Origin of the sequence: Bacillus methanolicus (assembly GCF_028888695.1) — a bacterium.
GTDB classification, from domain to species: Bacteria; Bacillota; Bacilli; order Bacillales; family Cytobacillaceae; genus Bacillus_Z; species Bacillus_Z methanolicus_B.
Genome location: NZ_PNFF01000001.1, coordinates 1914662 through 1939668, shown reverse-complemented (window position 1 = coordinate 1939668; position 25007 = coordinate 1914662). Strand labels below are relative to the sequence as shown.

22 protein-coding genes are annotated in these 25007 nt (G+C 37.4%); 18 read left to right on the top strand and 4 right to left on the bottom strand.

Features of this window, described 5'->3' with window-relative positions; all coding sequences use genetic code 11:
- The first annotated feature begins 145 nt into the window (after positions 1 to 145).
- From C0966_RS09760 to C0966_RS09740, 5 genes are all read left to right on the top strand, one after another.
- A complete protein-coding gene (locus tag C0966_RS09760; protein WP_274853102.1) occupies positions 146 to 1378 on the top strand; it encodes an IS4 family transposase in 1233 nt (410 codons plus the stop codon).
- Positions 1379 to 1593: 215 nt separating this feature from the next.
- Positions 1594 to 2475, top strand: coding sequence for a YitT family protein (locus C0966_RS09755; RefSeq protein WP_274855233.1), 882 nt, complete (start codon positions 1594 to 1596; stop codon positions 2473 to 2475).
- Positions 2476 to 2603: 128 nt separating this feature from the next.
- Positions 2604 to 3416 carry a metal ABC transporter ATP-binding protein gene (locus tag C0966_RS09750; protein ID WP_274855230.1) on the top strand — a complete coding sequence of 271 codons (813 nt, stop codon included), beginning with the start codon at positions 2604 to 2606 and terminating at the stop codon, positions 3414 to 3416.
- Complete coding sequence (locus tag C0966_RS09745; protein ID WP_274855228.1) at positions 3391 to 4242, top strand: metal ABC transporter permease; 852 nt, start codon at positions 3391 to 3393, stop codon at positions 4240 to 4242. Before C0966_RS09750 ends, C0966_RS09745 begins: the two co-directional genes overlap by 26 nt.
- 5 nt (positions 4243 to 4247) lie before the next feature.
- The gene (locus C0966_RS09740; RefSeq protein WP_274855227.1) at positions 4248 to 4670 is read left to right on the top strand and encodes a Fur family transcriptional regulator; all 423 of its coding nucleotides are present in this window, start codon (positions 4248 to 4250) and stop codon (positions 4668 to 4670) included.
- 10 nt (positions 4671 to 4680) lie between these two features.
- Here C0966_RS09740 and C0966_RS09735 read toward each other — a convergent pair whose 3' ends face one another.
- The gene (locus C0966_RS09735; RefSeq protein WP_274855225.1) at positions 4681 to 5256 is read right to left on the bottom strand and encodes a hypothetical protein; all 576 of its coding nucleotides are present in this window, start codon (positions 5254 to 5256) and stop codon (positions 4681 to 4683) included.
- Between the two features lie 190 nt (positions 5257 to 5446).
- Here C0966_RS09735 and C0966_RS09730 point away from each other — a divergent pair, with 190 nt between their 5' ends.
- Entirely contained in the window at positions 5447 to 5812 is a 366-nt protein-coding gene (locus C0966_RS09730; protein ID WP_274855224.1) for a hypothetical protein, read from the top strand.
- 64 nt (positions 5813 to 5876) lie between these two features.
- Here C0966_RS09730 and ispG read toward each other — a convergent pair whose 3' ends face one another.
- Positions 5877 to 6986 (bottom strand): flavodoxin-dependent (E)-4-hydroxy-3-methylbut-2-enyl-diphosphate synthase, encoded by a 1110-nt coding sequence (ispG, locus tag C0966_RS09725; RefSeq protein ID WP_274855222.1) that lies wholly within the window; start codon positions 6984 to 6986, stop codon positions 5877 to 5879.
- A gap of 115 nt (positions 6987 to 7101) precedes the next feature.
- Positions 7102 to 7428 (bottom strand): hypothetical protein, encoded by a 327-nt coding sequence (locus tag C0966_RS09720; RefSeq protein WP_274855221.1) that lies wholly within the window; start codon positions 7426 to 7428, stop codon positions 7102 to 7104.
- 32 nt (positions 7429 to 7460) lie between these two features.
- Between C0966_RS09720 and C0966_RS09715 the strand changes: the two genes are divergently transcribed.
- Entirely contained in the window at positions 7461 to 8738 is a 1278-nt protein-coding gene (locus C0966_RS09715) for an MFS transporter (protein WP_274855219.1), read from the top strand.
- A 98-nt stretch (positions 8739 to 8836) separates the two neighbouring features.
- A complete protein-coding gene (locus tag C0966_RS09710; protein WP_274855762.1) occupies positions 8837 to 10549 on the top strand; it encodes a methyl-accepting chemotaxis protein in 1713 nt (570 codons plus the stop codon).
- Between the two features lie 19 nt (positions 10550 to 10568).
- On the opposite strand, the gene C0966_RS09705 is transcribed toward C0966_RS09710, so the two are convergent.
- The gene (locus C0966_RS09705; RefSeq protein WP_274855217.1) at positions 10569 to 11336 is read right to left on the bottom strand and encodes a DUF1189 domain-containing protein; all 768 of its coding nucleotides are present in this window, start codon (positions 11334 to 11336) and stop codon (positions 10569 to 10571) included.
- A 206-nt stretch (positions 11337 to 11542) separates the two neighbouring features.
- On the opposite strand from C0966_RS09705, the gene C0966_RS09700 reads away from it, so the two are divergent.
- The 10 genes from C0966_RS09700 to C0966_RS09655 all read left to right on the top strand — a co-directional run bounded on the left by C0966_RS09700 (position 11543) and on the right by C0966_RS09655 (position 24935).
- On the top strand, positions 11543 to 12025 hold the full coding sequence (locus tag C0966_RS09700; RefSeq protein WP_274855216.1) for a DUF456 domain-containing protein: 483 nt from the start codon (positions 11543 to 11545) through the stop codon (positions 12023 to 12025).
- Between the two features lie 286 nt (positions 12026 to 12311).
- A complete protein-coding gene (locus tag C0966_RS09695; RefSeq protein ID WP_274855215.1) occupies positions 12312 to 12920 on the top strand; it encodes a superoxide dismutase in 609 nt (202 codons plus the stop codon).
- Between the two features lie 217 nt (positions 12921 to 13137).
- Positions 13138 to 14679: a Ppx/GppA phosphatase family protein gene (locus C0966_RS09690; RefSeq protein WP_274855214.1), complete on the top strand. Its 1542-nt coding sequence runs from the start codon at positions 13138 to 13140 to the stop codon at positions 14677 to 14679.
- A 36-nt stretch (positions 14680 to 14715) separates the two neighbouring features.
- Positions 14716 to 16845 (top strand): RNA degradosome polyphosphate kinase, encoded by a 2130-nt coding sequence (locus tag C0966_RS09685; protein WP_274855212.1) that lies wholly within the window; start codon positions 14716 to 14718, stop codon positions 16843 to 16845.
- A 108-nt stretch (positions 16846 to 16953) separates the two neighbouring features.
- A complete protein-coding gene (locus tag C0966_RS09680) occupies positions 16954 to 17328 on the top strand; it encodes a glycine zipper domain-containing protein (protein ID WP_274855211.1) in 375 nt (124 codons plus the stop codon).
- A gap of 11 nt (positions 17329 to 17339) precedes the next feature.
- Complete coding sequence (locus C0966_RS09675; RefSeq protein WP_274855210.1) at positions 17340 to 20594, top strand: cation-translocating P-type ATPase; 3255 nt, start codon at positions 17340 to 17342, stop codon at positions 20592 to 20594.
- A gap of 63 nt (positions 20595 to 20657) precedes the next feature.
- Positions 20658 to 20927, top strand: a complete 270-nt coding sequence (locus tag C0966_RS09670; RefSeq protein ID WP_274855208.1) for a hypothetical protein — start codon at positions 20658 to 20660, stop codon at positions 20925 to 20927.
- Between the two features lie 36 nt (positions 20928 to 20963).
- Positions 20964 to 21203, top strand: coding sequence for a hypothetical protein (locus C0966_RS09665; RefSeq protein WP_274855207.1), 240 nt, complete (start codon positions 20964 to 20966; stop codon positions 21201 to 21203).
- Positions 21204 to 21357: 154 nt separating this feature from the next.
- Complete coding sequence (locus tag C0966_RS09660; RefSeq protein ID WP_274855206.1) at positions 21358 to 22581, top strand: MFS transporter; 1224 nt, start codon at positions 21358 to 21360, stop codon at positions 22579 to 22581.
- Between the two features lie 185 nt (positions 22582 to 22766).
- The gene (locus C0966_RS09655; protein WP_274855205.1) at positions 22767 to 24935 is read left to right on the top strand and encodes a peptidoglycan D,D-transpeptidase FtsI family protein; all 2169 of its coding nucleotides are present in this window, start codon (positions 22767 to 22769) and stop codon (positions 24933 to 24935) included.
- Positions 24936 to 25007: the final 72 nt, after the last annotated feature.

Here is a 25007-nt window from a genome sequence, read left to right as displayed (position 1 = left end):
TTAATTTGTCAAGGCTTTTCCCATAAAATTTTTATTGAATAATTTGTAATTAATGGTATTTTTTGTTCAAAAGTGCATAAAAAAACCTTATAATTAGGTGGAAGGTAGGTAGTCCTGTCCAAATCCCAATTATAAGGAGACCTCTATGGACAAGAATACCATAAAAACAGTATTTAAGGAATACATCCAACCAATGGATGAAAAAGTTTTTTTAAAAATGATTGATCAGATGAAGCTTGATAAATATGTGAAAAAGCTGGATAGCCTAACATTTACGAAACTTTTTATATATGCCCAATTGAAGCAGCTTGATAGCCTAAAAAAAATCAGTTTCAAGGTGAAAAACAAAAAGAAATTACAGAAAGAACTTGGCTTAAAAAGTATTAGTAAATCTCAACTTTCTCGCAAACTCTCCGATCTACCCCCGGAGATTTTTGAAGTTATTTTGCATCACTTGGTTGAACAAATCTATCGGGAATTCGGAAAAGAAAAGGGCGATGATTTACTAGGAAAAATCCATCTTATTGATTCAACAACCATCTCCTTATGCCTTAGCCAGTATCGATGGGCTGATTTTCGAAATACAAAAGCTGGAGTTAAAATCCATACTCGAGTAGTATTTCATGAAGGGGAAACTTTCCCAGACAAAATCATGATTACTCCTGCTAGACCAGCAGATGTCACACAGTTAGATGGTTTAATGATAATCGATAAGGATGCGCTCCATGTGTTTGACCGGGGTTACTTTGATTTTAAAAAGTTCGATGAGTACTGCCGTCATAATATTCGATTTTGTACTCGTATCAAGGAAAACACTGTCATCCATGTCATTGAAGAACTTCCCGTTGACCCGTCGTCAAACATTTCTCGGGAAGCAATAGTAAAACTGGGAAGGATGAAATATCCCGTTAGACTGATAGAAACGAAAGATAGTCAAGGAAATACCCTATCTATCATCATCAATGATGCAAAAATGAGTGCACAAGAAATTAGTGAACTTTACCGTAATCGCTGGCAAATTGAACTTTTCTTCAAGTGGATGAAGCAGCATTTAATCATTAAAAGATGTTATGGAAAGAGCGCGAATGCTGTTTTCAACCAAATTTACATAGCCATGATTACTTTTTGTTTAACTTTATTGATGAAGAAAAAAGTAAGTTATCAGGGAACGCTCCTTGAGATGTTTGAATTTATAGAAGAATATTGGTCAAAAAGCTTCTTCGAATTTATAAAAGAACTATTTAAAACACCTGATCGATCATCATATGGACGAAGGCCACTTAACCATGAACAAATTTTCATTGAAACCCTAGCACAGTTTGAAAAAGGAGATGTACAGCATTTAGATGATTTAACATATGACCCTATTTATTTGTAAAAATCTGGATAAGGACTACCTTCAAATAGGTCCCCTTATCCTTTTTTTCTTAAATACTCAGAAATATAAAATCAGAATATTCAAACCATACATTTTTTGGGATATTATTTAAAATAATCCCAATTTTATACTCTTGACTTTTTCTTATGTTTTTTGTGCAACGCTAGTGAGATAAAGAAGAGCCTGCATATATTTTAATTGAAAAGGAGAAGAATATGATCAAGAAAAAACATAAGAAGGAAACGTTCATTCATCTGTTTTATCGTTTAATATGGATCGTTATCGGTGCTTCGCTTGCAGCAACTTCCATTGAACTGTTTTTAATCCCGAATAACATTATTGATGGAGGAATCATTGGTGTTTCATTGATTCTCAATTCCTTGCTATCTGAACGTGTCCCCTTCCTCAACTTTGGAACATTGGTGGTCATTCTTAACCTCCCTTTTATGTATTACGGTTATAAGCAAATAGGGAAAACATTCATGGTTTCGTCATTATTTGGAATCATATGTTTAGCAGTAGTTGAATCGCTTCTTCATCACATCGAGCCATTTACAGATCAGGCTATTTTGGCTGCTGTTTTTGGCGGCTTAATACTCGGCGTGGGGGTAGGGCTTGTGATCAGGCATGGCGGTTCTTTAGACGGAACAGAGATTTTAGGAATATTGCTGACGAAAAATCTCCCTTTTTCCGTTGGTGAATTTATCATGTTCATTAATATCTTTATCTTTGGATGGGCATCATTTGTTTTCGGTATCGAAGAAGCAATGTATTCCGTAATGGCCTACTATATTGCATTTAAAACGATTGACACTGTTATTCAAGGTTTGGATGAAACAAAAGCTGTTATTATTGTTTCTGATTACTATGAAGAAGTATCTGAGGCGATTCTTTACCGTTTAGGAAGAGGAACGACAAAGCTTAAAGGCAAGGGCGGTTTTACTGATAACGAAAAAGACGTGATTTATGCTGTTGTTACTCGCCTTGAAGTGACCAAATTGAAATCGATTGTTGATGATATAGATCCAAACGCTTTTTTAACAATCATGGATACTCATGAAACAAAAGGTGCGAGATTTAAATCAGCTATTCACTAAAAATTCAGGCGATCAACATGAGATCGTCTTTTTTTATGGGTGAAGTCTTGTTTGTTTACAATTAGTCAATTATCATGTATACTTCATTTTGATAAATCGGAATGATTCTTAATTTGAAGGTGATCCAAATGGATACTCTTGAACCAATTGTGAAGATAAAAAATCTTTCCTATCGTTATGAAAAGGAAAATGTTCTCGAAAATATAAATCTTTCAATCCCAAAAGGATCATTTCTTGGGATTGTCGGTCCGAACGGATCAGGAAAATCAACGCTTCTAAAGCTCCTTCTAGGGCTTTTGAAGCCGCAGCATGGTGAAATCACGATTTTTGGAGAGGATATAAGCCGATTTAAAGACTGGCAGAAAATCGGATTTGTCTCTCAAAAGGCTAATTCATTCAACACCGGTTTTCCTGCAACCGTATATGAAGTTGTAGCAAGCGGACTGACAAAGAAGATTGGCATGTTTAAATTTATGAAAAAACAATATAAAAATCAGGTGATTCATGCACTGCAGTCTGTCGGAATGGATTCATTTCTTAAGAAAAACATTGGAGAACTATCAGGCGGGCAGCAACAGCGTGTTTTTATCGCAAGAGCGCTTGTAAGTGAACCAGAACTTCTTGTCTTAGATGAACCGACTGTCGGGGTAGATTCTCAAAATGTTTATTCATTTTATGAGATGCTGGATGAATTAAACAAAAAAATGGGCATTACACTCCTTCTTGTCACCCATGATATCGGGACCATTTCTGATAAAGTAACGCACGTCGCCTGTTTGAACAAGCATCTCCATTTTCATGGCAGAACAAGTGAATTTGAACAGTTGAGACTGAATGACTTTTCCGACTATTACGGTCATGACGTTCATGTTTTGACTCATAATCATGAACAACATCATCACGGGGGAGCATACAATGATCTCGGGAATTTTACAATATGATTTCTTGCAAAATGCCTTTCTTACAGGCATGGTTATTGGTGTAATCGCACCGCTTTTAGGAGTGTTTATCGTTGTCAGGCGCTTGTCTTTAATCGCTGATGCATTAAGCCATGTGACACTTGCCGGAATTGCCGCCAGTTTATTCCTTGAGAAGAAGTTTAATATTTTTTACGGCTTAAACCCTTTGTACATGGGAATGGCCTTTTCTGTAGCCGGCTCCTTATTTATTGAGAAACTGAGGTCTGTTTACAAACACTACCAGGAACTGGCAATCCCGATTATTTTGTCGGGAGGGATTGGGTTAGGAGTCATATTTATTTCCCTTGCTGATGGTTTTAAAACCGACCTTTTCAGCTATTTATTCGGCAGTGTGAGCGCCGTAAGCAAGACGGATCTTTGGATAATTGCAGCCATTAGTATTACTGTATTGTCTGTCATCATTCTTCTTTATAAAGAGTTATTCTTGCTTTCGTTTGATGAAGAATACGCAAAAGCATCAGGAATAGCGGCAAAAAGCGTCCATTTTATTTTTATTATCATGGTTGCACTTGTTATAGCGGTTTCCATGAGAATTGTCGGCATTCTTTTAGTTTCCTCTTTAATGACATTGCCTGTCGCCGCGAGCATTCGGATTGCAAAAGGATTTAAGCAGACGATTCTGTTTTCAGTACTTTTTGGGGAAATATCGGTTCTTGGCGGTTTAATAATTTCGTATTATCTTGATCTCGCTCCGGGAGGAACAATTGTAATAATTGCCGTATTAATATTAATTGTATCGATTTTAATAAAAAAATTTGCCATTGTTCGACCTGTTTTAACGAGGTGAGAGGAATGAATGTAGAACAAGCTTTGCAGCTGTTAAAGGAAAAGGGATATAAATATACGGGAAAAAGAGAAGATATGCTTCAGCTGTTTGCTGAAAGCGATAAATATTTGACTGCAAAAGATGTTTTAGAAGGATTGAAGGACAGATACCCGGGACTTAGCTTTGACACGATCTACCGGAATTTATCTTTGTTTGCCGACCTTGGTATTTTAGAAACGACTGAACTGTCAGGTGAAAAAAATTTTCGATTTACTTGTTCCCGCAATGAACACCACCACCATTTTATTTGCCTCGATTGTGGAAAGACAAAAGAAATTGATATGTGCCCGATGAACAGTTTGAATGAGAATTTAAAAGGATACGATGTATCCGGGCATAAATTCGAAATATATGGACGGTGTCCTGAATGTTTGCAAGTTTGGGGCTGACTTCAATGGGTCAGACCCCGCCCGCATTCAGCCAATTTTCCACCCACGTGTATGCCTCAAACCAATTGGTAACCCGGATAACACCATTCGGGATCGGTTCACGGTTATAAGGAGTATCAAATAAAATAACCGGGATTTTACATTCTTCATGGATCATGACTGCATTGTCATGTTTATCTTCAAAAAATATATCTACTTTGTATTTTTTTGCGGCATCAATTTTATCATGTGAACCAATCAATTCAATATGGTCATAGGTGATTCCTTGTTTTGTAAACCATTGTTCTGTGACATCGAGAAGATGATTTCCCCGTGCACTGATAAAATAAAGTTCATGTTTCCCTTGCCATTTTTCTAAAATCGATTTTGCACCTTCGGCTAAAGGCGATTCGGAATAAATGACAGGCTCCATGGTAAGAAACCATTCTGCAAATTCTTCTTCCGGCAGATTGACGAGAGGTGTAAGATCATACTGTTTAATATCATCAAGCGTGATATTCATGTTAAATGCTTTATTTAAAAAAGGAATCATGGAAGTTGGGTGTGTGACAGTACCGTCAATATCAATACCAAACCGTTTTTTCATTTTGCATATCTCCTTATGAGGGACAGACCCCTATTTCATTACTACTATCTTAACAGATTAGAAAAAATGGCCAAAGTGTTATTTTGATCATATTCCTTTTAGATACAATGATATGAAAAAATTAACATATTGAAACAGAGGTGATTCGCAAACAATATAAATGCTCCACATCTGAAAGCGAGGGATGAACATGGCAGACGAGAAACAAACGACCGATAATCGTTACCGTGATCAAATAGGCGAGGAAAATCGCCTCGGGGATACAGATTATATCGAAGAAACCGCTGCTGAAATTGCTGCACCTGCCACGATAAGACGTGACCGGGATAATGAAGTGCAGAGGGATGAAGAAACTGCAAGCGGGCGGGGAATTGGACTTGCCGCCCTGGCGCTTTCTATCATTTCTTTGTTTGTTTGGCCGGTATTATTCGGAGCAGCAGGGATTATTCTCGGTTTTATTGCACGCAGAAGAGGAGCAGAAAGCTTAGGCAGCTGGGCAATCGGCATCGGTGCTGTCTCAATTATTTTCGGTATTTTTATCAGGCCGTTTTTCTAAGCTTTTCAAAAATAGGAGTATGCAAAAGCCCGGCGATTTACCCGCCGGGCTTTTCAAGTTATTATTACACTTTTTCGACAGTCTGTTCTGCTTGCTTAGCAAAATATTCTTCGGCAATTAGGTCAATTTCTTTCTTTAATTCCTCTACCATTGTTTCTTCAGGTACTTTACGGACTATTTTTCCTTTGCGGAAGAGCAGTCCTTCTCCGCGGGCTCCGGCTATGCCGATATCTGCCTCGCGAGCTTCTCCGGGACCGTTTACGGCGCAGCCAAGCACGGCAACTTTAATCGGAGCTTTTATTTTTTCGATATATTCTTCGACTTCATTTGCAATGCTGATTAAATCAATTTCAATTCGTCCGCATGTTGGACAGGAAATAAGAGTTGCGGCATTTGATGAAAGTCCAAACGCTTTTAACAGCTCTCTTGCGACTTTTACTTCTTGAACAGGATCTGCACTTAAAGAAATTCTAAGAGTATTTCCGATTCCCTTGCTTAATATGGCACCTAACCCTGCAGCGCTTTTCACGGTTCCGGCAAATAATGTTCCCGATTCGGTGATGCCGAGATGAAGCGGATAATCAAAAGTTCTTGCCGCCTTTTCATAAGCCTCTATGGCAAGGTTTACATCAGAGGCTTTCATTGACACGATAATATCATGGAAGTCGAGATCCTCTAAAATTTTGATATGGTGAAGAGCACTTTCAACCATTCCGTCAGCAGTAGGGTAGCCATATTTTTCTAAAATGCGCTTTTCAAGTGAACCGGCATTTACTCCGATACGAATCGGAATTCCCCGTTCTTTCGCTGCTTTTACGACTGCTTCCACTTTTTCTCGTTTTCCGATATTCCCGGGGTTGATCCTGATTTTGTCTGCCCCGCCTTCGATTGCTTTCAGGGCCAATTTATAATCAAAATGAATATCGGCAACAAGCGGAATATTGATCCTCTTTTTAATTTCTGCAATTGCATTTGCAGCTCTTTCGTCCGGGCATGCAACACGGACAATCTGGCATCCGGCGTCTTCAAGGCGTTTTATTTCCGCAACTGTTGCCTCAACATCATGAGTTTTCGTTGTTGTCATGCTCTGGATAACAAGTTCATTATTTCCGCCAATCGTTAAATTTCCAACCTTGATCGGCCGGGTTTTTGTACGATGTATAATTTCACTCAAAGGTGATTCGCTCCTTTATCATTAATGGATTCGAAATAATTTTGAGAGTCCATATAATTATTGTATCAGTGAACAACTTGCATTGACAAGAATCATCGTCTCTTTTGAATAGTTATTACAGGCTGTATTTTTCATAATCCGGAAATCTGTAAGTTTTCCCTATTTGAATATCTTCCGGTCTCATTCCATCATTTAGCAATTGAAAATGTTTAATTACTTTGGAAATAGAAACAGGGAGGGGTCCATTTATTCTTTTTTCAACAATTGATAATACAGTATCTCCAGGCTCAACATGTTTTTCAAAATATGGCATGGATGGCTGTTCTGTATTGGAAGCTTCAATTTTTTGTTCTTTTACAGAGGGTAGAGTTCCATGATTTAAGTCATAATAAATCACATAAATCACTAATACTCCACCCAGTAATCCAATCAAACGCTTCATATTGCAATCCTCCAAAAAGGGGTTTTGCCAATATGTATGCTTGTCCAAGTTATTGTAGACCTTCTTTTCAAATATTGGAGGAAAAATCAATGAAAAAAGAAAGTTTGTTAACTTTTTATATCGGTCTTTTGCCCTTTGTCATGGTACTAGGAAATTCGATGCTTATTCCTATTCTTCCGGAAATTCGGAGAAGTCTCAATCTGTCAGGTTTTGAAACAGGGCTTATTTTAAGTATGTTCAGCATCCCAGCAGCAATTGTTATCCCATTTATCGGATTTCTTTCCGATCGGTGGGGGAGAAGACTTATTATCCTTTTGTCACTGCTTCTCGTAATAGTAGGAAGTTTAATTTGCGGATTAAGCGGGCTGATTCCTTCAAACAGAACAAGTTTTTCAGTGTTGTTAACAGGGAGAATCATTCAAGGATTCGGAGCTGCAGGCACGACACCGCTTGCTATGGCTCTCGTTGGCGATATTTTCATCGAAAATCGCAGCAAAGTACTCGGTGTATTGGAAGTTTATAACGGAGCCGGCAAGGTGATCGCGCCCGTGCTCGGGGCTCTGGCTGCATTGAAGTCATGGTTTCTGGCATTTTATTTGTTTCCTGTTACGGCAGCTGTTTCTTATTGGGGCATAAAAAAATATGTTCCAAAAGCCGAAAGCGGAAAGGATTTCTTTTCGATTAAAGAATATTCAATCAAAATTCTAAAAACTTTTAATAAGAAAAGGAACTTCCTTTTTCCTCTGTATCTTTCGGGAGGGATCAGCATGTTTGTCATGTTCGGTATGCTATATTATCTATCTTTTTTAATTGAAGAAACGTACAATATTGATGGATTTTTTAAAGGAGTCACTTTTTTGTTTCCGCTTGGCGCTATGACTATTGTCTCTTATTGGACAGGGAAACGGCTTAAAACAAACAGAGAAGACTTGAATAGGCTTCTTTTTCTTGGAAACATATTGATGGTTGGTTGTTTTATTGTCTTAATTTTGCTTCACTCATTTTCATTTTTATTATTTTTCATCACATTGGCATTTGGAAGTATGGGGTTTATTTTGCCCTCCATCAATACGGCTGTTACTTCATCGGTCCAGGACTCGGAACGGGGATTTGTGGTCAGCCTGTATGGAACATTTCGATTTCTTGGCGTAGCATTAGGGCCGGTTGTTTTCGAGGGCTGGATGGATGATGCTGAAAGAATTTTTATTTATCCCGCTTTAATCCTCCTGGCAAGTTTTCTCTATTTCGTTTTTTTAAATCGAAAAGACTATTTTTCCATGATACAATTATTACGACAGGGTCAAAGGTAATGTTTTATGAAAATCTCATTGTTTCTTTACAATTTCTTAACATTTTTTTGCGATAATATTTTTGTATATTATGGGAGGGGTGTATTTTTTTGCCTTGGATGAACATTCGGATTAGAAAAGAGAATAGGATTAACAAAATATTAACAAAGATTACTTTACAGGCCCGTTTGTTAATCTTAATTTTAAGCCTACTGCTTCTAACGGTTTCTTCCGTTGCTTACATATCGTTTATGAAATCAAAGCAGACAACAATTTTATTGATGGAACAAAGATTGGAACGAGAAGTTAAGACTGTTTATGCAATTGCTCAAAATTTGATGATGATCTATGTAGGCGACGAAGAGAAGTTTTTCAAAAGGATGAATCAAGTAATAAAGGGGCAGGATTCGGAATTAGCCAAAGATGGATTAAAGGGAGAGTATTTTGTTCTTGACGATAAAGAAATAAAACCTTTTAACATAAATAAAAACACAAAGTTGAAATTCGATGAACCGCTGCTTGAAAAGATCCGAAAAAAACAAAATGGGATTCTCCACGAGAATATAAATGGTGAACTTTATACAATCTCTTTTCAAAAGGTGCAAGAATTAAATGGAATTTATGTCATTGCAATCCCGCAACAGAATTATATGAAAAACATTCTCGAGATGGCAAAATACATATTTATTTTGGTTGTCATAAGCCTTTCGCTGACTTCGCTAGCTATAATCCTTCTTGTTAGAAGTTTAACAAAGCCGCTTTCCGATCTTCGGGAGGTTATGAGAAAAGCAAGGACAGGCAATTTAGATTTACATGTTGATGTCAAAACGACAACTCCTGAAATTACATCACTAGTGAAAAGCTTCCATGCGATGATTGGCCAAATGAAAGAGCTCTTATCCAATATTTCAAATACAACGAAAAATCTCTCAACAACCGGAAAAGAGCTCAGGGAAGTGTCCGATCAGGTTCTTGAAGAAAATGAACAGCTTCTTGAAGCAATCCATGTTGTTAAGATAGGGGCGGAACAAACTGCTGGAAGTTCTGAAGAAAGCATTCAAAGATTTCAAGAAATGAAAGATTCGATTTACACAATATTTAATCACATGGATCAAATTATCGAAAAAACTCGAGTAATGAACGAGTCCGCTGAAAACGGTGAAAAGAGCGTTGGCAAAATGGTAAATATGATTACCGGCTTTGAGAATGATTTTACAGGAGTTAAGGCTGCAGTTGAGGAAGTCAATAATTATTCAGCTTCCATTGCCAATGTGGTGACATTAATTCAGAAAATTGCCGAGCAAACAAAACTTCTTGCCTTAAATGCAACGATTGAAGCAGCAAGAGCAGGAGACGCGGGGAAAGGATTTGCCGTGGTGGCAAACGAAGTCAGGAAACTTGCCGAGCAATCGACCGAAGCTACTGAGCATATTACAAAAACAATTTCAGAAATGGAATCCATTTCATATCATGCAACAAGTGAATTTCAAAAAATGGTAACAAATGTAAAGAGCTATATTGATACAGCAACCACCAGCCAGAAAGCTTTTGATTCTTTAATGTTAGAGATAGAAGCTGTCAGCGGAATGATTATGGGGGTTCAAGAGGAATTGAATGTTTTAAATGAAACTTTGCCGAAAATGGAAAAGACTTCAGAAAATTTTGTCTCTGTCTCTCAAGAAACGCTGGCAAGTGCTGAAGAAATGATGGCCGCATCACATGAACAAATGGAAAAAGTAAAGAAAAGCCATGCTGCAGGCGAGCAATTAACAAAACTGTCGGAGTCACTTGAGAAAATTACAAGACAATTTCATTTTTCGAAACAAAACTAAAACGCGCTTTTGGCGCGTTTTAGTTTTGCTTTCGTTTTGGAACCTCTTTAATCGCAAGGAACAGTACAATCAGTGAGGCAAACCAGTTAATAAGAAATCCATTTAATACGGAAGTTTGCAGTGCTGCCATAATCGTGAAAAAGATCGTCGGCAATGTCACAGAATACGCTGACATTCTCCATAAGTGACCGTACTGCAATTTTTTGCCTGTCATATTTTTAAACAAAAGCCCAAATACAGCGTAAATGGAAATTTCAATAAATTTCATACCGGCTGAAAAAATGTAAATGAAGATTGCCATAATCACGAGCATAATCCAAGTTACCGAGTCAATCGTATCCAAAAATTCTTGAAGATCGGAACTCGTTATTGGAAAAGAAAACATTGAATACGGATATGATTGAATATTTCCGCCTGCTATAAAAATGATTTCATTCTGCAAAAAAGCGATTGCATTTTCTTCCTCGGAAAAATCGTCTTCGTTAATTTCTCCGGTACTATCAAAAATAATCGCAAAATCATCACGATTGATGAAAATAGGTGCATTTTGCCGAGCCCCAAGCTTCCCGCTTTCAATCGTGAATTCTGGAAACTGATCCTTTACTGCAGTTTGGGCTGCTTCTAATCCGTTAATGACAGCAGCTGAGAAATAATAGACATTTGGGATCACTGATAACAAAGTTAATAAGAAAACATAAAGGATCGTTTTTCCAATTCCCTGAAAACGGTAAAGAGCGATATCTTTTGGAGAGTACAGGCTCTTAAACAATTGCTTAAAAAGATTCATAACATGACACGCCTTTACATAAGTTTCACCATTTTATTTTAGCTTTATCGTGGCTATTGTACAAGTTATGCATATTTTGACGGAAGCAGTTATAATGCCATCAAAATATTGCCTAGGTTGTTTTAGTGGAGCAAGATTATGGTAAGATATTTAATAAAAGGGGAAGCTCTACTTGGTTTTCACTATATCAATGAAGGAAGTTATGTATGGAGTACATTTATTGGACAATTATTATTTTTATGTTTGTTGTTGCTTTTATTGGCTTAGTCTATCCTGTCATTCCTAGCGTACTGTTTATCGCGGGCGGTTTTTTGTTGTACGGGATTTTCTTTTCGTTCGAACCGTTCAACTGGCTATTCTGGCTGATACAAGGCCTGTTCGTGGTTCTTCTTTTTATTGCAGATTATATTGCAAATTTAATTGGGGTAAAAAAGTACGGCGGTTCAAAAGCAGGGGTCTGGGGAAGCACAATCGGGATTCTTGTCGGACCATTTATCATTCCGATCTTTGGCATTTTAATCGGCCCGTTTTTGGGAGCGATCATCGCTGAGTGGCTTGTAAATAAAAAAGATTTTAAAGATGCCGTAAAAATCGGTTTTGGGTCTGTTGTCGGTTTTATTAGCAGTGTCTTTGTAAAAGGGATCATCCAAGCAATTATGATTATCTATTTTGTGTTAGCAGTCGTCTAGAAAGATGATTGGAACCGGTACGATTTTGAAAAATGATAGCGATAGAAAAAAACGTTCTGCCTGTATAATTTTTAAGGTGAAGGGAATTGAAAGTTTGTCGTTGTCTCTTCTTTATAAGGAACACAAAAAACATGATTCTTGTATAAGCATTTCATTTGAAACGATTGCCCAACTTTGGTAATCTTAACTTAAAGAGCTTTAGAATCATTATGTTTTTCAGAATTTTACAAATGAAAAATGTTCTAAAGCAAAAAAACTATTTTTTTACATAAGGAGGAAATGAAAAATGGCATTTGAATTACCACAATTACCTTATGCTTATGATGCATTAGAGCCTCATATCGACAAAGAGACAATGAACATCCACCACACAAAACACCACAACACTTATGTAACAAACTTAAACAATGCTTTAGAAGGAAACGAAGAGCTTCTTTCTAAAACTGTCGAAGAAGTTATTTCCAACCTTGATGCAGTACCTGAAGCTGTTCGTACTGCTGTTCGCAACAATGGAGGAGGTCATGCAAACCACTCTTTATTCTGGCAAATTCTATCTCCAAACGGCGGTGGTGAGCCGACTGGTGAATTGGCTGATGCAATTAACAGTAAATTTGGAAGCTTTGAAGGCTTTAAAGAAGAATTCACAAAAGCAGCTACAACTCGTTTCGGTTCAGGTTGGGCATGGCTTGTTGTTAACAATGGCGAACTTGAAGTAACCAGCACTCCAAACCAGGATTCTCCGTTAATGGAAGGTAAAACTCCAATTCTAGGTTTGGATGTATGGGAACATGCTTACTACTTAAAATACCAAAATCGTCGTCCTGAGTATATCAGCGCATTCTTCAATGTGATTAACTGGGATGAAGTTGCTAAGCGTTACAGCGCTGCAAAATAATAACGGCAGAAAAAAGTCAGATAGAATATTGTATTTTGCCAAATGAAAAATGTTCAAAAAGAAAGGCTGTCTCAAAAGCCTAGGGGTCAGACCCTAATGAGACAGCCTCTTTTTCGTTCATGATTTTCTTTATAGACGATTTGTTATAATGACAACTTAAATAATAAATAATATACATTACATACTTTCTTCAATCAGAAGACATTAAAAAACAAGGATGAAAAAAGTGGAAAAGAAATTAGCCATTATTGATATAGGATCCAACACGATTAGATTAGTTATTTACCTGCATAAAGAGGAATACGTTTTAAAGGAAATCGAAAATATAAAAGTTTCAGCCCGTCTTCAAAATTATCTAAATAATGAACAAATATTAACTTCCGAGGGTCTGAGAATTCTGAAAAACACTTTAAAGTTATTTAAAGAGATTGTGTCTTTGCATAAAGGAACATTGATTAAAGTGTTTGCTACAGCTGCGATTAGGCAGGCAAAAAATAAAGAAGAAATTAAGAAATCGATAAGGGATGAAATTGGGCTTTCTGTTGATATTTTATCCGGCGAAAAAGAAGCGTTTTATGGATTCCTTGGTGTTATTCACTCAACTTGGATACAAGATGGAATTACGATTGATATCGGCGGAGGAAGCACAGAAATCACCCAATTTTTAAATCGAAAAATGGTTCATTCTCATAGTTTTCCTTTTGGGGCATTAACATTAAAAAAACAATTTATTAAAGAAAAAGTTCCTACTAGTGATGAGATGAACAATTTGGCAGCATTTTTACAATCCAAATTTCTGGAAATTGATTGGTTGGAAAATTGCCGGCTGCCGATTGTTGGGATTGGCGGGAGTGCCAGAAATTTAGGGAAGATTGACCAGGCAATGAAGAGTTATCCAATTGATTCGATCCATCAATATGAGATAAATTTAAAAGATATTTTAACGGTAAAAGAGAAATTAACATCGTTATCCTTTTCGGAACTCCAAAACGTCGAGGGCCTATCAAAAGAACGAGCAGATATAATTATTCCTGCTATTGAAGTTTTTCTGACAATTTATCAGACTGTGGATGCACCATTTTTTCAATTCAGCCAAAAAGGGATTAGAGAAGGAATTTTATTTAATGAAATAAGAGACGATAATAATTATGAATACAATAATCAGCTCCCGTTAGAAAAAAGTCTGCGTCAATTGGCTGTTGAATATGAAATAGATTTGGAAAAAAGGTCAGCCGTTACAAAAACAGTGATGATGCTTTTGGATTCATTACGTAAAACTGGGATATTTGAAGTTAATGAAAACGATATACATGATTTGCGATGCGCCAGTTATATTTACAATTTAGGAGAGTTTATCGAAAGAGATTCTGCTAGCCAGCATACATTTTATATTTTATCGACGAGAAATATGGATGGAGTTTCCCACCGTGATCGTATAAAAATTGCTTTATTAACTTCTTATCATTCAAAGACTTCTTTTAAACAAAATGTTCAGCCTTTTAAAGAATGGTTTACGAAACAAGAAAGACATAAATTAAGGGTTTTTGGTGCACTATTAAAATTTTCATTTATTCTAAACAGCACCAAAAGAGAAATTGTACAGGGTCTTCGTCTATTAGAAGGAAAAGATCATATTCATTTAGAGCTTTATTGCAATAAGAGCTGGACTGTGGAGCAGCAGGAAGCGGAAAAACAGATCAAGCACTTAGAAAATGCTCTTGGAAAATCGATAATTTTAGACTTTAAATGGCTGAGTTAATTTTTTAAACAAATATAAATCCCAGTGGTGAAAGAAGTGAGATGGAATTTGACAGAGTATAATGATTTCAATCAACCGGCTTACTTTAATAACCGGGAACTTAGCTGGCTGGCTTTTAATAAACGAGTCTTGGAAGAAGCAATTGATGAACGGAATCCTTTACTTGAAAGGCTCAAATTCCTGGCTATTTTTAGTTCAAATTTGGACGAGTTTTTTATGGTTCGAGTGGCTGGTCTTAAAGATCAGATAAAAGCAGGGTTTACAAAACCTGAAAATAAGGCCGGATTAACTCCGAAACAACAAATAACTGAAATTGCGAAAATTACCCATGAATTGGTCCAAACGCAATACGAAACGTTTAAACATCTATTATCCTTGTTGGAAAAAGAAAATATTTACTTTCTTCCAATTAGAGATCTCCCGCAAGAAGCTTTAATTGCCCTGGAACAACATTTTGATCAAGTTATTTTTCCTGTTTTAACACCAATGGCTATTGATGCTTACCGGCCTTTTCCTTTGCTGGCTAACAAAAGTATGAATCTTGCAGTGGTTTTATCCGATGAGAGGGAAGAATCAACTCTCCAAAAAAAATTGGCAATTGTACAAATACCAAGAGGATTTGAACGATTCGTAGAAGTTCCAAATAAAATCGAAAGTGATAAAAAAATTTTTGTCTTAATTGAGGATCTCATTATCCACTTTGTCCATAAATTGTTTCGCGGGCTGCACGTTGAATCCGTGACGCAATTTCGCATTACGAGGAATGCAGATTTAGAAATACATGAAGAGGGTGCGAGAGACCTATTAAAAGAAATCGAAGAAGAGTTAAAAAAGAGAAATTGGGGAGCAACTGTCCGGTTGGAAATATCAAATCATTTCATTGATCAGGAAATTCTTGCTTACTTATTAAGTGAATTGGAAATATACGAGAAGGATACATATTTTTTAAACGGTCCTCTTGACTTAACGTTTTTATTTAGTTTTTATAAACAAATTGCTCCATTAAAGGAACATCTGACTTTTGAAACATTAATTCCCCAGCCATCAAAGGATCTGATCAATGAAATAAGCGGGAAGAAACAGAATATTTTTGATGTTGCAGCTGAAAAAGATATCCTGCTTCATCATCCTTATGAATCTTTTGAACCTGTTATTGATTTTATACGGTGTGCTGCTGAGGATCCTAATGTTATGGCCATTAAACAAACTCTTTACCGAGTCAGTGAAAATTCTCCTATCATTGAAAATCTAAAAAAGGCAGCAGAAAGAGGAAAGCAAGTACTTGTCCTTGTTGAACTGAAAGCACGATTTGATGAAGAACATAATGTACATTGGGCAAAAGAGCTTGAAAAATCAGGCTGCCATGTTATATACGGGAAGATATTATTAAAGACTCATAGCAAAATCACGCTCATCGTTCGCAAAATGAATGGTAATATTCAACGTTTTGTTCATTTGGGAACTGGCAATTATAATGAAGAAACAGCAAAAGTCTATACCGATTTAGGATTCATTACCTCAAATCCAGAATTCGGAATCGATGCAACCAATTTTTTTAATTATTTAAGCGGTTACATGGAAAAGCCAGACTTTCACCATTTTTCTGTATCCCCTTTCGATATTCGAGATGAATTCATCCGGCTGATTGACAAAGAAATTGAGTTTCATAAACAATTTGGGAATGGCAGGATCATAGCGAAAATGAATTCTTTAACAGATAAGCAATTAATATTGAAGTTTTATGAAGCTTCACAGGCTGGTGTAAAGATTGACCTTATCGTTCGGGGAATATGTTGTCTTCGTCCGGGTATTGAAGGGGCCAGCGAGAATATCCGAGTCCGCAGCATTGTTGGACGTTTTTTAGAGCATAGCCGTATTTATTATTTTCATCATAACGGTGATGAAAAAATCCTTCTTTCCTCAGCTGATTTAATGACACGAAATATGGAAAAACGAGTTGAAATTGCATTCCCCGTTTATCATCAAGAACTTAAGGAGAGGCTTAAACAAATATTAACCGTACTTTTAAGTGATAATGTAAAAGCCCGGGAACAAGACCAATATGGATGTTATTCTTATGTAAAGAAAAATCCAGATGACGAAGAGATAGACAGCCAAATGATTTTTTTTGGATGGGCATACGAAGTAGCTGATGATGAAGAATAGTGAGTTGAATAAAAATGATCAAAAGGAATGATTTTCTTTAAATATTTTCAACCGCTGACATAATTTTAGATTTTTTGGACAAATTATACAGTGAAAGGAGGATGGTTCATGTTTAAAGGGGTTTCACTTTGGGCTGGAATAATTTCAGGAGGAATGGCACAATTACAGGACACTCAAGCCGTTGCTTCCGGCAAAATGGATAAAAAAGAGTATGCCATTCAAACTTCCAAAAATGTTACAGGGAGTTTAGGCATTATGGCTGGTTTTGAATATGGAGCGATTCTTGGATCCGCCGTTTTGCCGGGTGCAGGAACGATCATAGGATCTATTATCGGAAGCATAATTGGAAACCGGATTGGGAATTATGCTGGTTATCAGGCAGGTAATATTCTTTTTAACAATCAAATGTTGAATAGCAGCCGTCTGCTGCAAAATGAAAGGCCTAAGTTATCTGAAAACGAACCTTCTACTAATTTATACTAAAAATTTATCAATTGACTCAAACGAAAACGGTTGTTTTTAAGGATGCTTCTCTTATTTCTGTTGATGGAACCGTTCGTAAAGAGTGCATTCCGCTATTAACACTCTTAAAAGGCAGAAAAGTTGCATTTGTAAACAATGAATCGAACGTTGATCTGGATATACTTAATCAACACTTAAACGATTATGGGGTTCAACTGATCTCCCATAATGACCTTAAGATCAATCGACGTGAAGATGTACTCGTCGTGATAAAAGATCCTGTTAGTGAAAAAAATAAAGTAGTTTCTTTTTATCCGTACTGTACGTTTAAACAGATACCTGGCATCGCAAAGACGATGCAAGTTGGCAATGACTTAAAGAAGATAGTAAAACAGAATACTAACATAACTAAAATGTGGAATTTGACAGGCTCTATGATTGCAATGCCACTTATCATTAGTGCACCTCTTGTTAATCTGATCGGGGATGCTTTATCATTGACGTTTATGTCCAGAGCAAAAATATGGACAGAACAGAGGTTTAAAATTGCTAACAGGAATCACGAGAATGATGCGAATGCCGCTAATATTCCATGGCATTCAAAGAATGCAGATGAAGTTTTAAAATATTTTAATATTGATAAAAATAACGGCCTTAACACCGAGCAGGTAAATAAGGCTTTTCATTTATATGGCAAAAATCAGCTTGTTTCGAAAACACGCCCACATTGGCTGAAAACATATGTCGGCCAATTCAAGGAATTTACAACACAAGTTCTCGCAGCCACAGCACTTCTTAGTGCTTTTACAGGTCATTTGTTTGATGGATTAATCATGGGTTCGATTCTTTTGATAAATGCAGGGATTGGTACAATCCAGGAAAGAAAAGCAGACAAGGCAGTGGAAACAATGAGCCAATTTGTCCCTCCTAACTGCAGTGTCGTCCGTGATGGCGCTGTGAACGAAATTGCAGCCCATGACTTAGTTCCGGGAGATATTGTTGAACTTGAAGCTGGTGATCGCGTGCCGGCTGATCTCCGGATCATTCAATCATGGAACTTGGAAGTGAACGAATCCGCGTTAACGGGCGAATCGCTCCCCGTTGAAAAGAAGGAAATGAACATAAACGAGGACGTGCCAGTTACAGACCGAACCAACATGCTTTATATGGGCACACACATAACCCGAGGAAAATGCAAGGCAGTGGTTGTGCAAATAGGCAAATATACTGAAATGGGGCACCTTCTATCTCTATTAACAGAAGATGAAGATCATACAACCCCGCTTCAAAAACAAGTTACAGCCATCAGCAAAAAATTTATGAAAGGTGCTCTTGCCGTTGGTGCCATTGTCTTTATTACAGGTCTATTAAGAGGAATGCCTATAACGGAAATGGTGGCAACATCTGTTGCTTTAACAGCTTCGGCCATTCCGGAAGGGCTGCCTATAACCATTACTTTTGCCCTTACAGCGGGTATATTCCGCATGGCTAAGAAAAAGGCACTGGTACGAAAGCTGTCCGCTTTAGAGATTCTAGGAAGAGCGACAGTTATTTGTTCTGATAAAACCGGCACCTTAACTAAAAATGAAATGACGGTTAAACGAATTTCAACAGTAGACATGGAATATGAAGTAACTGGTGATGGTTATAATCCAGAAGGAACAATTATAGGAATGGATCAGTCTGAAACATCTTCGAAAGATGTAGATCAAATATTAAGAATCGGACTGCTTTGCAATAATTCACAGCTGTTTCATGAAGAGGGACGGTGGAATGTAAAAGGTGATCCTACTGAAGGAGCTCTTCTTTCACTTGCAGCTAAACGAGGCTTGTTAGCAGAAAACCATAACCACTGGAAGCGTGTTGAAGAAATACCTTTTGACTCAAACAGCGGAAAGATGAGTGTCGTTTGCCATGAAAATAATCAAGAAGAACAATGTTTTGTCATGTCAAAGGGATCTGTTGAGAAACTGTTGAACAATTGCTCACACTATCAGAAAAACGGAAAGATCTATCCGTTAAATGAAAAGGTACGCACACAGATTATGGAACAAAATGACGCATTTGCCAGGCAGGCTCTGCGAGTATTAGGTTTTGCTTACCGGAAATTAGACAAGCACGTCAATAATGACTGCTTACAGGATATAGATAGCAAGCTTATATATGTAGGTATGGCAGGTATGATGGATCCACCAAAACCAGAAGTGGAAAAAAGCATTCGTGAAGCAGTTAAATTGGGGATTAAACCGGTTATGATTACCGGAGATCATCCGCTTACTGCTTTGGCCATTGCAAAGAAAATCGGAATTTACGATGATCGAATGAAAGTAGTAACAGGCCAAGAGCTTGATCTGATTTCGGATCAAGAGTTGAAAACGATTATTGAAGATATTGTCATCTATGCAAGAGTAACTCCGGAGCACAAACTTCGAATCGTAACGGTTCTTCAGCAAAAAGGGCATATCGTTGCGATGACAGGTGATGGAGTTAATGATTCTCCGGCAATTAAAAAGGCAGATATCGGAATTGCTATGGGCCAAACAGGCACCCAAGTAACAAAAGAAACCGCCGATATGGTTTTGAAAGAAGATCATTTTGGATCAATTGTTGACGGAGTGAAAGAAGGAAGAACCATTATTGGAAATATAAGAAAAGCAATTGGATGCTTGTTGAGCGGAAACCTTTCTGAAATTCTTGTCACTTCTTTGGCTGTAATGGCGGGTCTGCCGCTTCCGGTCGTGCCAGTTCAAATCTTATTAATGAACATGCTGACTGACGCTTTACCTGCTATGATCCTTGCTGTAAATCCCGGCAATAAAACAAAAGAAACAAAACGACAGGAAATTGTTGATGGCACTTTATACAAACAAGTCGTAACCCGCGGAACCATTTTAGGATTGGGATCGCTCGGTCTCTTTATTTGGGGTCTGGGAGCCGGAATGTCATTGGCTGCAGCCCAAACAGTTGCATTTTCAACGTTGGTAGCAGGACAGCTGATACAGACGTTCTCATGGAGACAAGCAGATTCTGAGGAAACAATAAAAGATGTGACAAAAGACCGCTTCCTGATAGGTGCCCTTGGAATTTCATGGCTGGCACTGCTAAGCGTTATTTATATCCCGCCATTAGCAGCAATTTTTAAAACAGCTCCTCTGCCTCTTTGGAACTGGGGTCCTATTCTTTTAGTTGCAGTAGCTTCAGCCCGACTCGCAAAACCGTTATCAAATTTATGGATAAACAAACCGATATATCCTTTAATTGGTAAAGTTAATCGAGCAACGGCATAACAAGGGTATAAAAACAGAAAAAAATGATCAAAAAATAAATAACTTTACTAAGGAGGTCTATTTATGCTTGAACGAAATTTACAGCGCATTGTTGTAGGCTCGGCACTTGCCATCGCAACCACAGCCTTAGTTCCTGTAGTTAGAAACACTCTGCGCCCTATCATCTGGGATCTTTCGAGGCAAATGAAATACTTAATCGTTACGGCTAAAGAAGGAATTGAAGATATTGCAGCAGAGGTTAAATTTGAACGGATTAGAAAAAGCCTGGATAAAGATATATTTATTGATGGTGAAGTGCATAAGGCGGAAAATCAAAATCGCGTTTATCATTAGAAAAGAAGAGATGTTCGTTAATAGAGGAGGGGTAGAGTGGAGAATAAGCAAGACAACGAGGTGATTATCCATCTAAAACAGGCGCTTTCGCATTTGGATGAGGCTTTGCATGCGACCATTCGTTTGATTCGTGATGATCCTGCTTCCAAAAACACAATTGGATTCCTTTGGGAACAGTTTCTTGGAACTTTTTTTGGACGAGTAAGAACGATAGGTAAAGAAAATAGGATAAATCTGTTAAACCTAATCTCTTTTGCAAGGCTGAAAAAATTTTAAGAACTTTTATAAAATGGAACTGCCCCTTAAAGTACGTTGTGGAGCAGTTCCCTCAAAAATGGTAAAGAATATAAATATTTAGTTTTACGAAAAGTGCATATGTATTTTCGTTTTGTTAGAAACTACCCTTTAGAGTAAAAAGGGGAGTTTTTTTATGAGTAAGTTAAAATTGTTGATTGGAGATGTTGAACTCAATAGGGATTTGACATTGCTATTATTAATCGGTGGATTATACTCTTTAAGCATATCGCTTTCCAACACGTTTGTTAATATTTATCTATGGAAACAATCGGGACAATTTTCCGATATAGGACTGTATAACCTTGCCATCGTTGTATTACAACCGATTACCTTTATCATTGCAGGCGGTTGGGCAAAAAAAGTGGACCGCGTAATTGTTCTTAGAATAGGAGTTATTTTTTTAGCTCTATTTTATATTTTTGTTTTAGTTATTGGGCCCAATGCCTCGGATTTTATTTTATTGCTCGGAGGGCTCTTAGGGATCGGGTATGGATTTTACTGGCTTGCATTTAACGTCTTGACATTTGAAATTACAGAACCGGAAACGAGGGATTTTTTTAATGGTTTTCTCGGAATTCTAACTTCTGCTGGCGGTATGATCGGACCTATGCTTGCGGGTTACGTTATTTCCCGTCTAAAAAATTTTACAGGTTATTCAGTAGTGTTTGGACTTTCGTTAACATTGTTTTCTGCGGCAGTAGTATTGAGTTTTTTTTTAGAACGAAGACCTTCGAAGGGGCGTTATTGGTTTCAACGCATACTTTCCGAGAGAAAATACAATAAGAATTGGCGCCTAATCACGAATGCACATTTTTTTCAAGGTTTAAGAGAGGGAACGTTCGTATTTGTTATATCTATGTTTGTTTTTATTTCGACGGGGAGCGAACTTGCACTTGGAACATTCGGCCTTATTAATTCAGGAATTGCGTTTCTTGGATATTACACTGCTTCAAGAGTTATAAAAAAAGAACATCGGAAAAAAGCAATCTTATTGGGCGGAATCCTTCTTTATGCATCCATATTCTTAATTGCTTTTAATGTTACGTATCCGAAGCTTTTGTTTTATGCAGCCACGATTGCTATCGCTTATCCGATTTTGCTTGTTCCGTACATGTCTCTTACCTATGATGTGATCGGTAAAGGATGGAAAGCAGCTGAAATGAGAATTGAATATATTGTTGTAAGGGAAATTTTTCTAAACGCGGGGAGAATTGTTTCTATTCTACTATTTTTGCTGGCAATTACTTTTTTTAACGAAGAGAAGAGCATTCCGGTACTGTTAATGCTGCTGGGTGCGGGGCATTCATGTATTTATTTGTTTGTCCGAAACATCAATTTCTCCCGCATTAACGGGTAGAAAGACCCATGCTGTGCGGAGTTTTAATTGAATTTCTATTTGAGCGGGAGTATCCATTCTCCCGTTTTTTCTTTCTATTTTTTCAGCAACCGGATTGTGAAAAATTTCCGTAATAGAAAATTACTCTTAATTTATATACAATAAATGTCGAGAGCAAGCATTAACATAAGGAAGTGTGGGATAAATTGAATAAAAAGAAAAAAAAGAAGACACATGTTCCGTTTCGGTTAAATATGTTGTTTTTTGCTGTATTTCTTTTATTTTCAATGCTAATTTTAAGGCTTGGAGTTGTTCAAATCGTATATGGCGATGATTTTAAACGCGAAATTGAACGAACCGAAGATATTACAGTAAACAATCCGGTGCCGCGCGGCAAAATATTCGACCGCAATGGGAAAGTGGTCGTTGACAACATTCCTCTCAATGCAATCACTTATACAAAGAGTCAAGGAACAAGCCAAAAAGAGATGCTGAAAGTGGCAGAGAAGCTTGCCAAGTATATTCACAAGGATTATTCCAAAGTACAAGAGCTGGATAAAAAGGATTTTTGGATTTTGAAGAATCCTGAAAAAGCGAAAGCAAAAATTACGGATAAAGAATGGAAACTGTTTGAAGAAAAAAAGCTTGACGATAAAGACATATATAAACTTCAACTAGAACGGATCACAGACGAAGAACTAAACCAATTATCAAAAGATGATTTAGAAGTTCTTGCCATCTACAGTGAATTTAATAGCGGTTATGCATTGACTCCGCAGATTGTGAAAAATAAAGATGTGTCACCTGAAGAATTTGCGGTCGTCAGTGAAAACCTTGAAAAGCTGCCGGGTGTGGATACAACGACAGACTGGGACCGTTATTATGCTTTTGGTAAAACATTGAGATCCGTTCTCGGTGATGTGTCTACATCGGACGAAGGGCTTCCAAAGGAGCAATTGGATTACTATTTATCAAAAGACTATAACCGCAATGACCGTGTAGGGAAGAGCTATATTGAAATGCAGTATGAAGATGTTCTTCACGGACAAAAAGCAAAAGTGAAGAAAATAACGGATAAAGCCGGCAATGTATTAAAAACAGAAGTAATTTCCGAGGGGCAAAGGGGAAAAGATCTCGTTTTAACGATCGATATGGACCTTCAGCTTGCTGTTGAAAAAATTATTGAAGAAGAATTATGGAAGGCAAAAAGCTATCCGGGAACTTCACTGCTTGACAGGGCTTATGTAGTATTGATGGACCCGAATACCGGTGAAATCCTGACAATGGCCGGAAAACGCATTGTAAAAGATGAAAAAACCGGAAAAAGAGAATTGCAGGATGATGCCCTTGGAAATATTACAACTTCTTACAATGTTGGCTCTGCCGTGAAAGGGGCAACTGTATTAACAGGATACAAAACAGGTGCGATTCAGCCGGGTGAATATCTTTTAGATACACCAATGAAAATCAAGGGAACACCAGTAAAAAAATCATGGCAAACGATGGGGCTTATTAATGATCTTTATGCATTAAGAAGATCTTCAAACGTTTATATGTTTAGAATTGCCGTGGAAATCGGGGATGGGCGGTATGAATATGATCAGCCGCTGCCTCTGAAAGAAGAAGCTTTTGATACGATTCGCCAATCCTTCAGCCAATTTGGCCTCGGAGTAAGAACAGGAATTGATTTGCCAAATGAAATGGTAGGTTTTAAAGGAGCGGACAAAAAACCAGGTTTCCTTCTTGACTTAGTCATCGGTCAGTATGATACTTATACGAATATGCAGCTGGCTCAATACGTATCAACGATTGCCAACAACGGCTACCGCCTTCAGCCGCATATTGTAAAAGAAATTAGAGAACCCGTCATGAAAAATGACGAACTCGGTCCAATTATTGAAGAGATTGAACCAAAAGTTTTGAACCGGATTGACATGAAAACAGAATGGATTGAGCGTGTCCAAGAAGGGTTCAGGCAAGTCATGCAGGAGCCTAAGGGTACTGCAGTGGGGTACTTTGGCGGTAAAAATTATTCTCCTGCAGGTAAAACCGGTACCGCAGAAGCGTTTTATGACGGACCGGACCGAAAAAAATTTGGAAAAGAACCGCCTGAAGTAATGAATTTGAGCTTAGTCGGATATGCACCATCCAATAACCCCGAAATTGCCATGGCTGTTTTAGTGCCATGGGCTTTTCAAGGAAATTATGACCATAAGGCTAACTTGAAAATTGGCGAAAGAGTCATGGATGCATATTTTGATCTAAAGAAAAAACGCCAAGAAGAAAATAAAAATGCTGAAAACACGGTTCAAAAAGTAGAAAACATTGAAGATGTCCAAGAAGGACAAGAAGTGATCCGCAAAGAAAATGAATAAGGGGAATAGTTATTTACAATAAAAACTGTCTCAAATCTTGAGGCAGTTTTTTAAATTTGGATATATAAATCA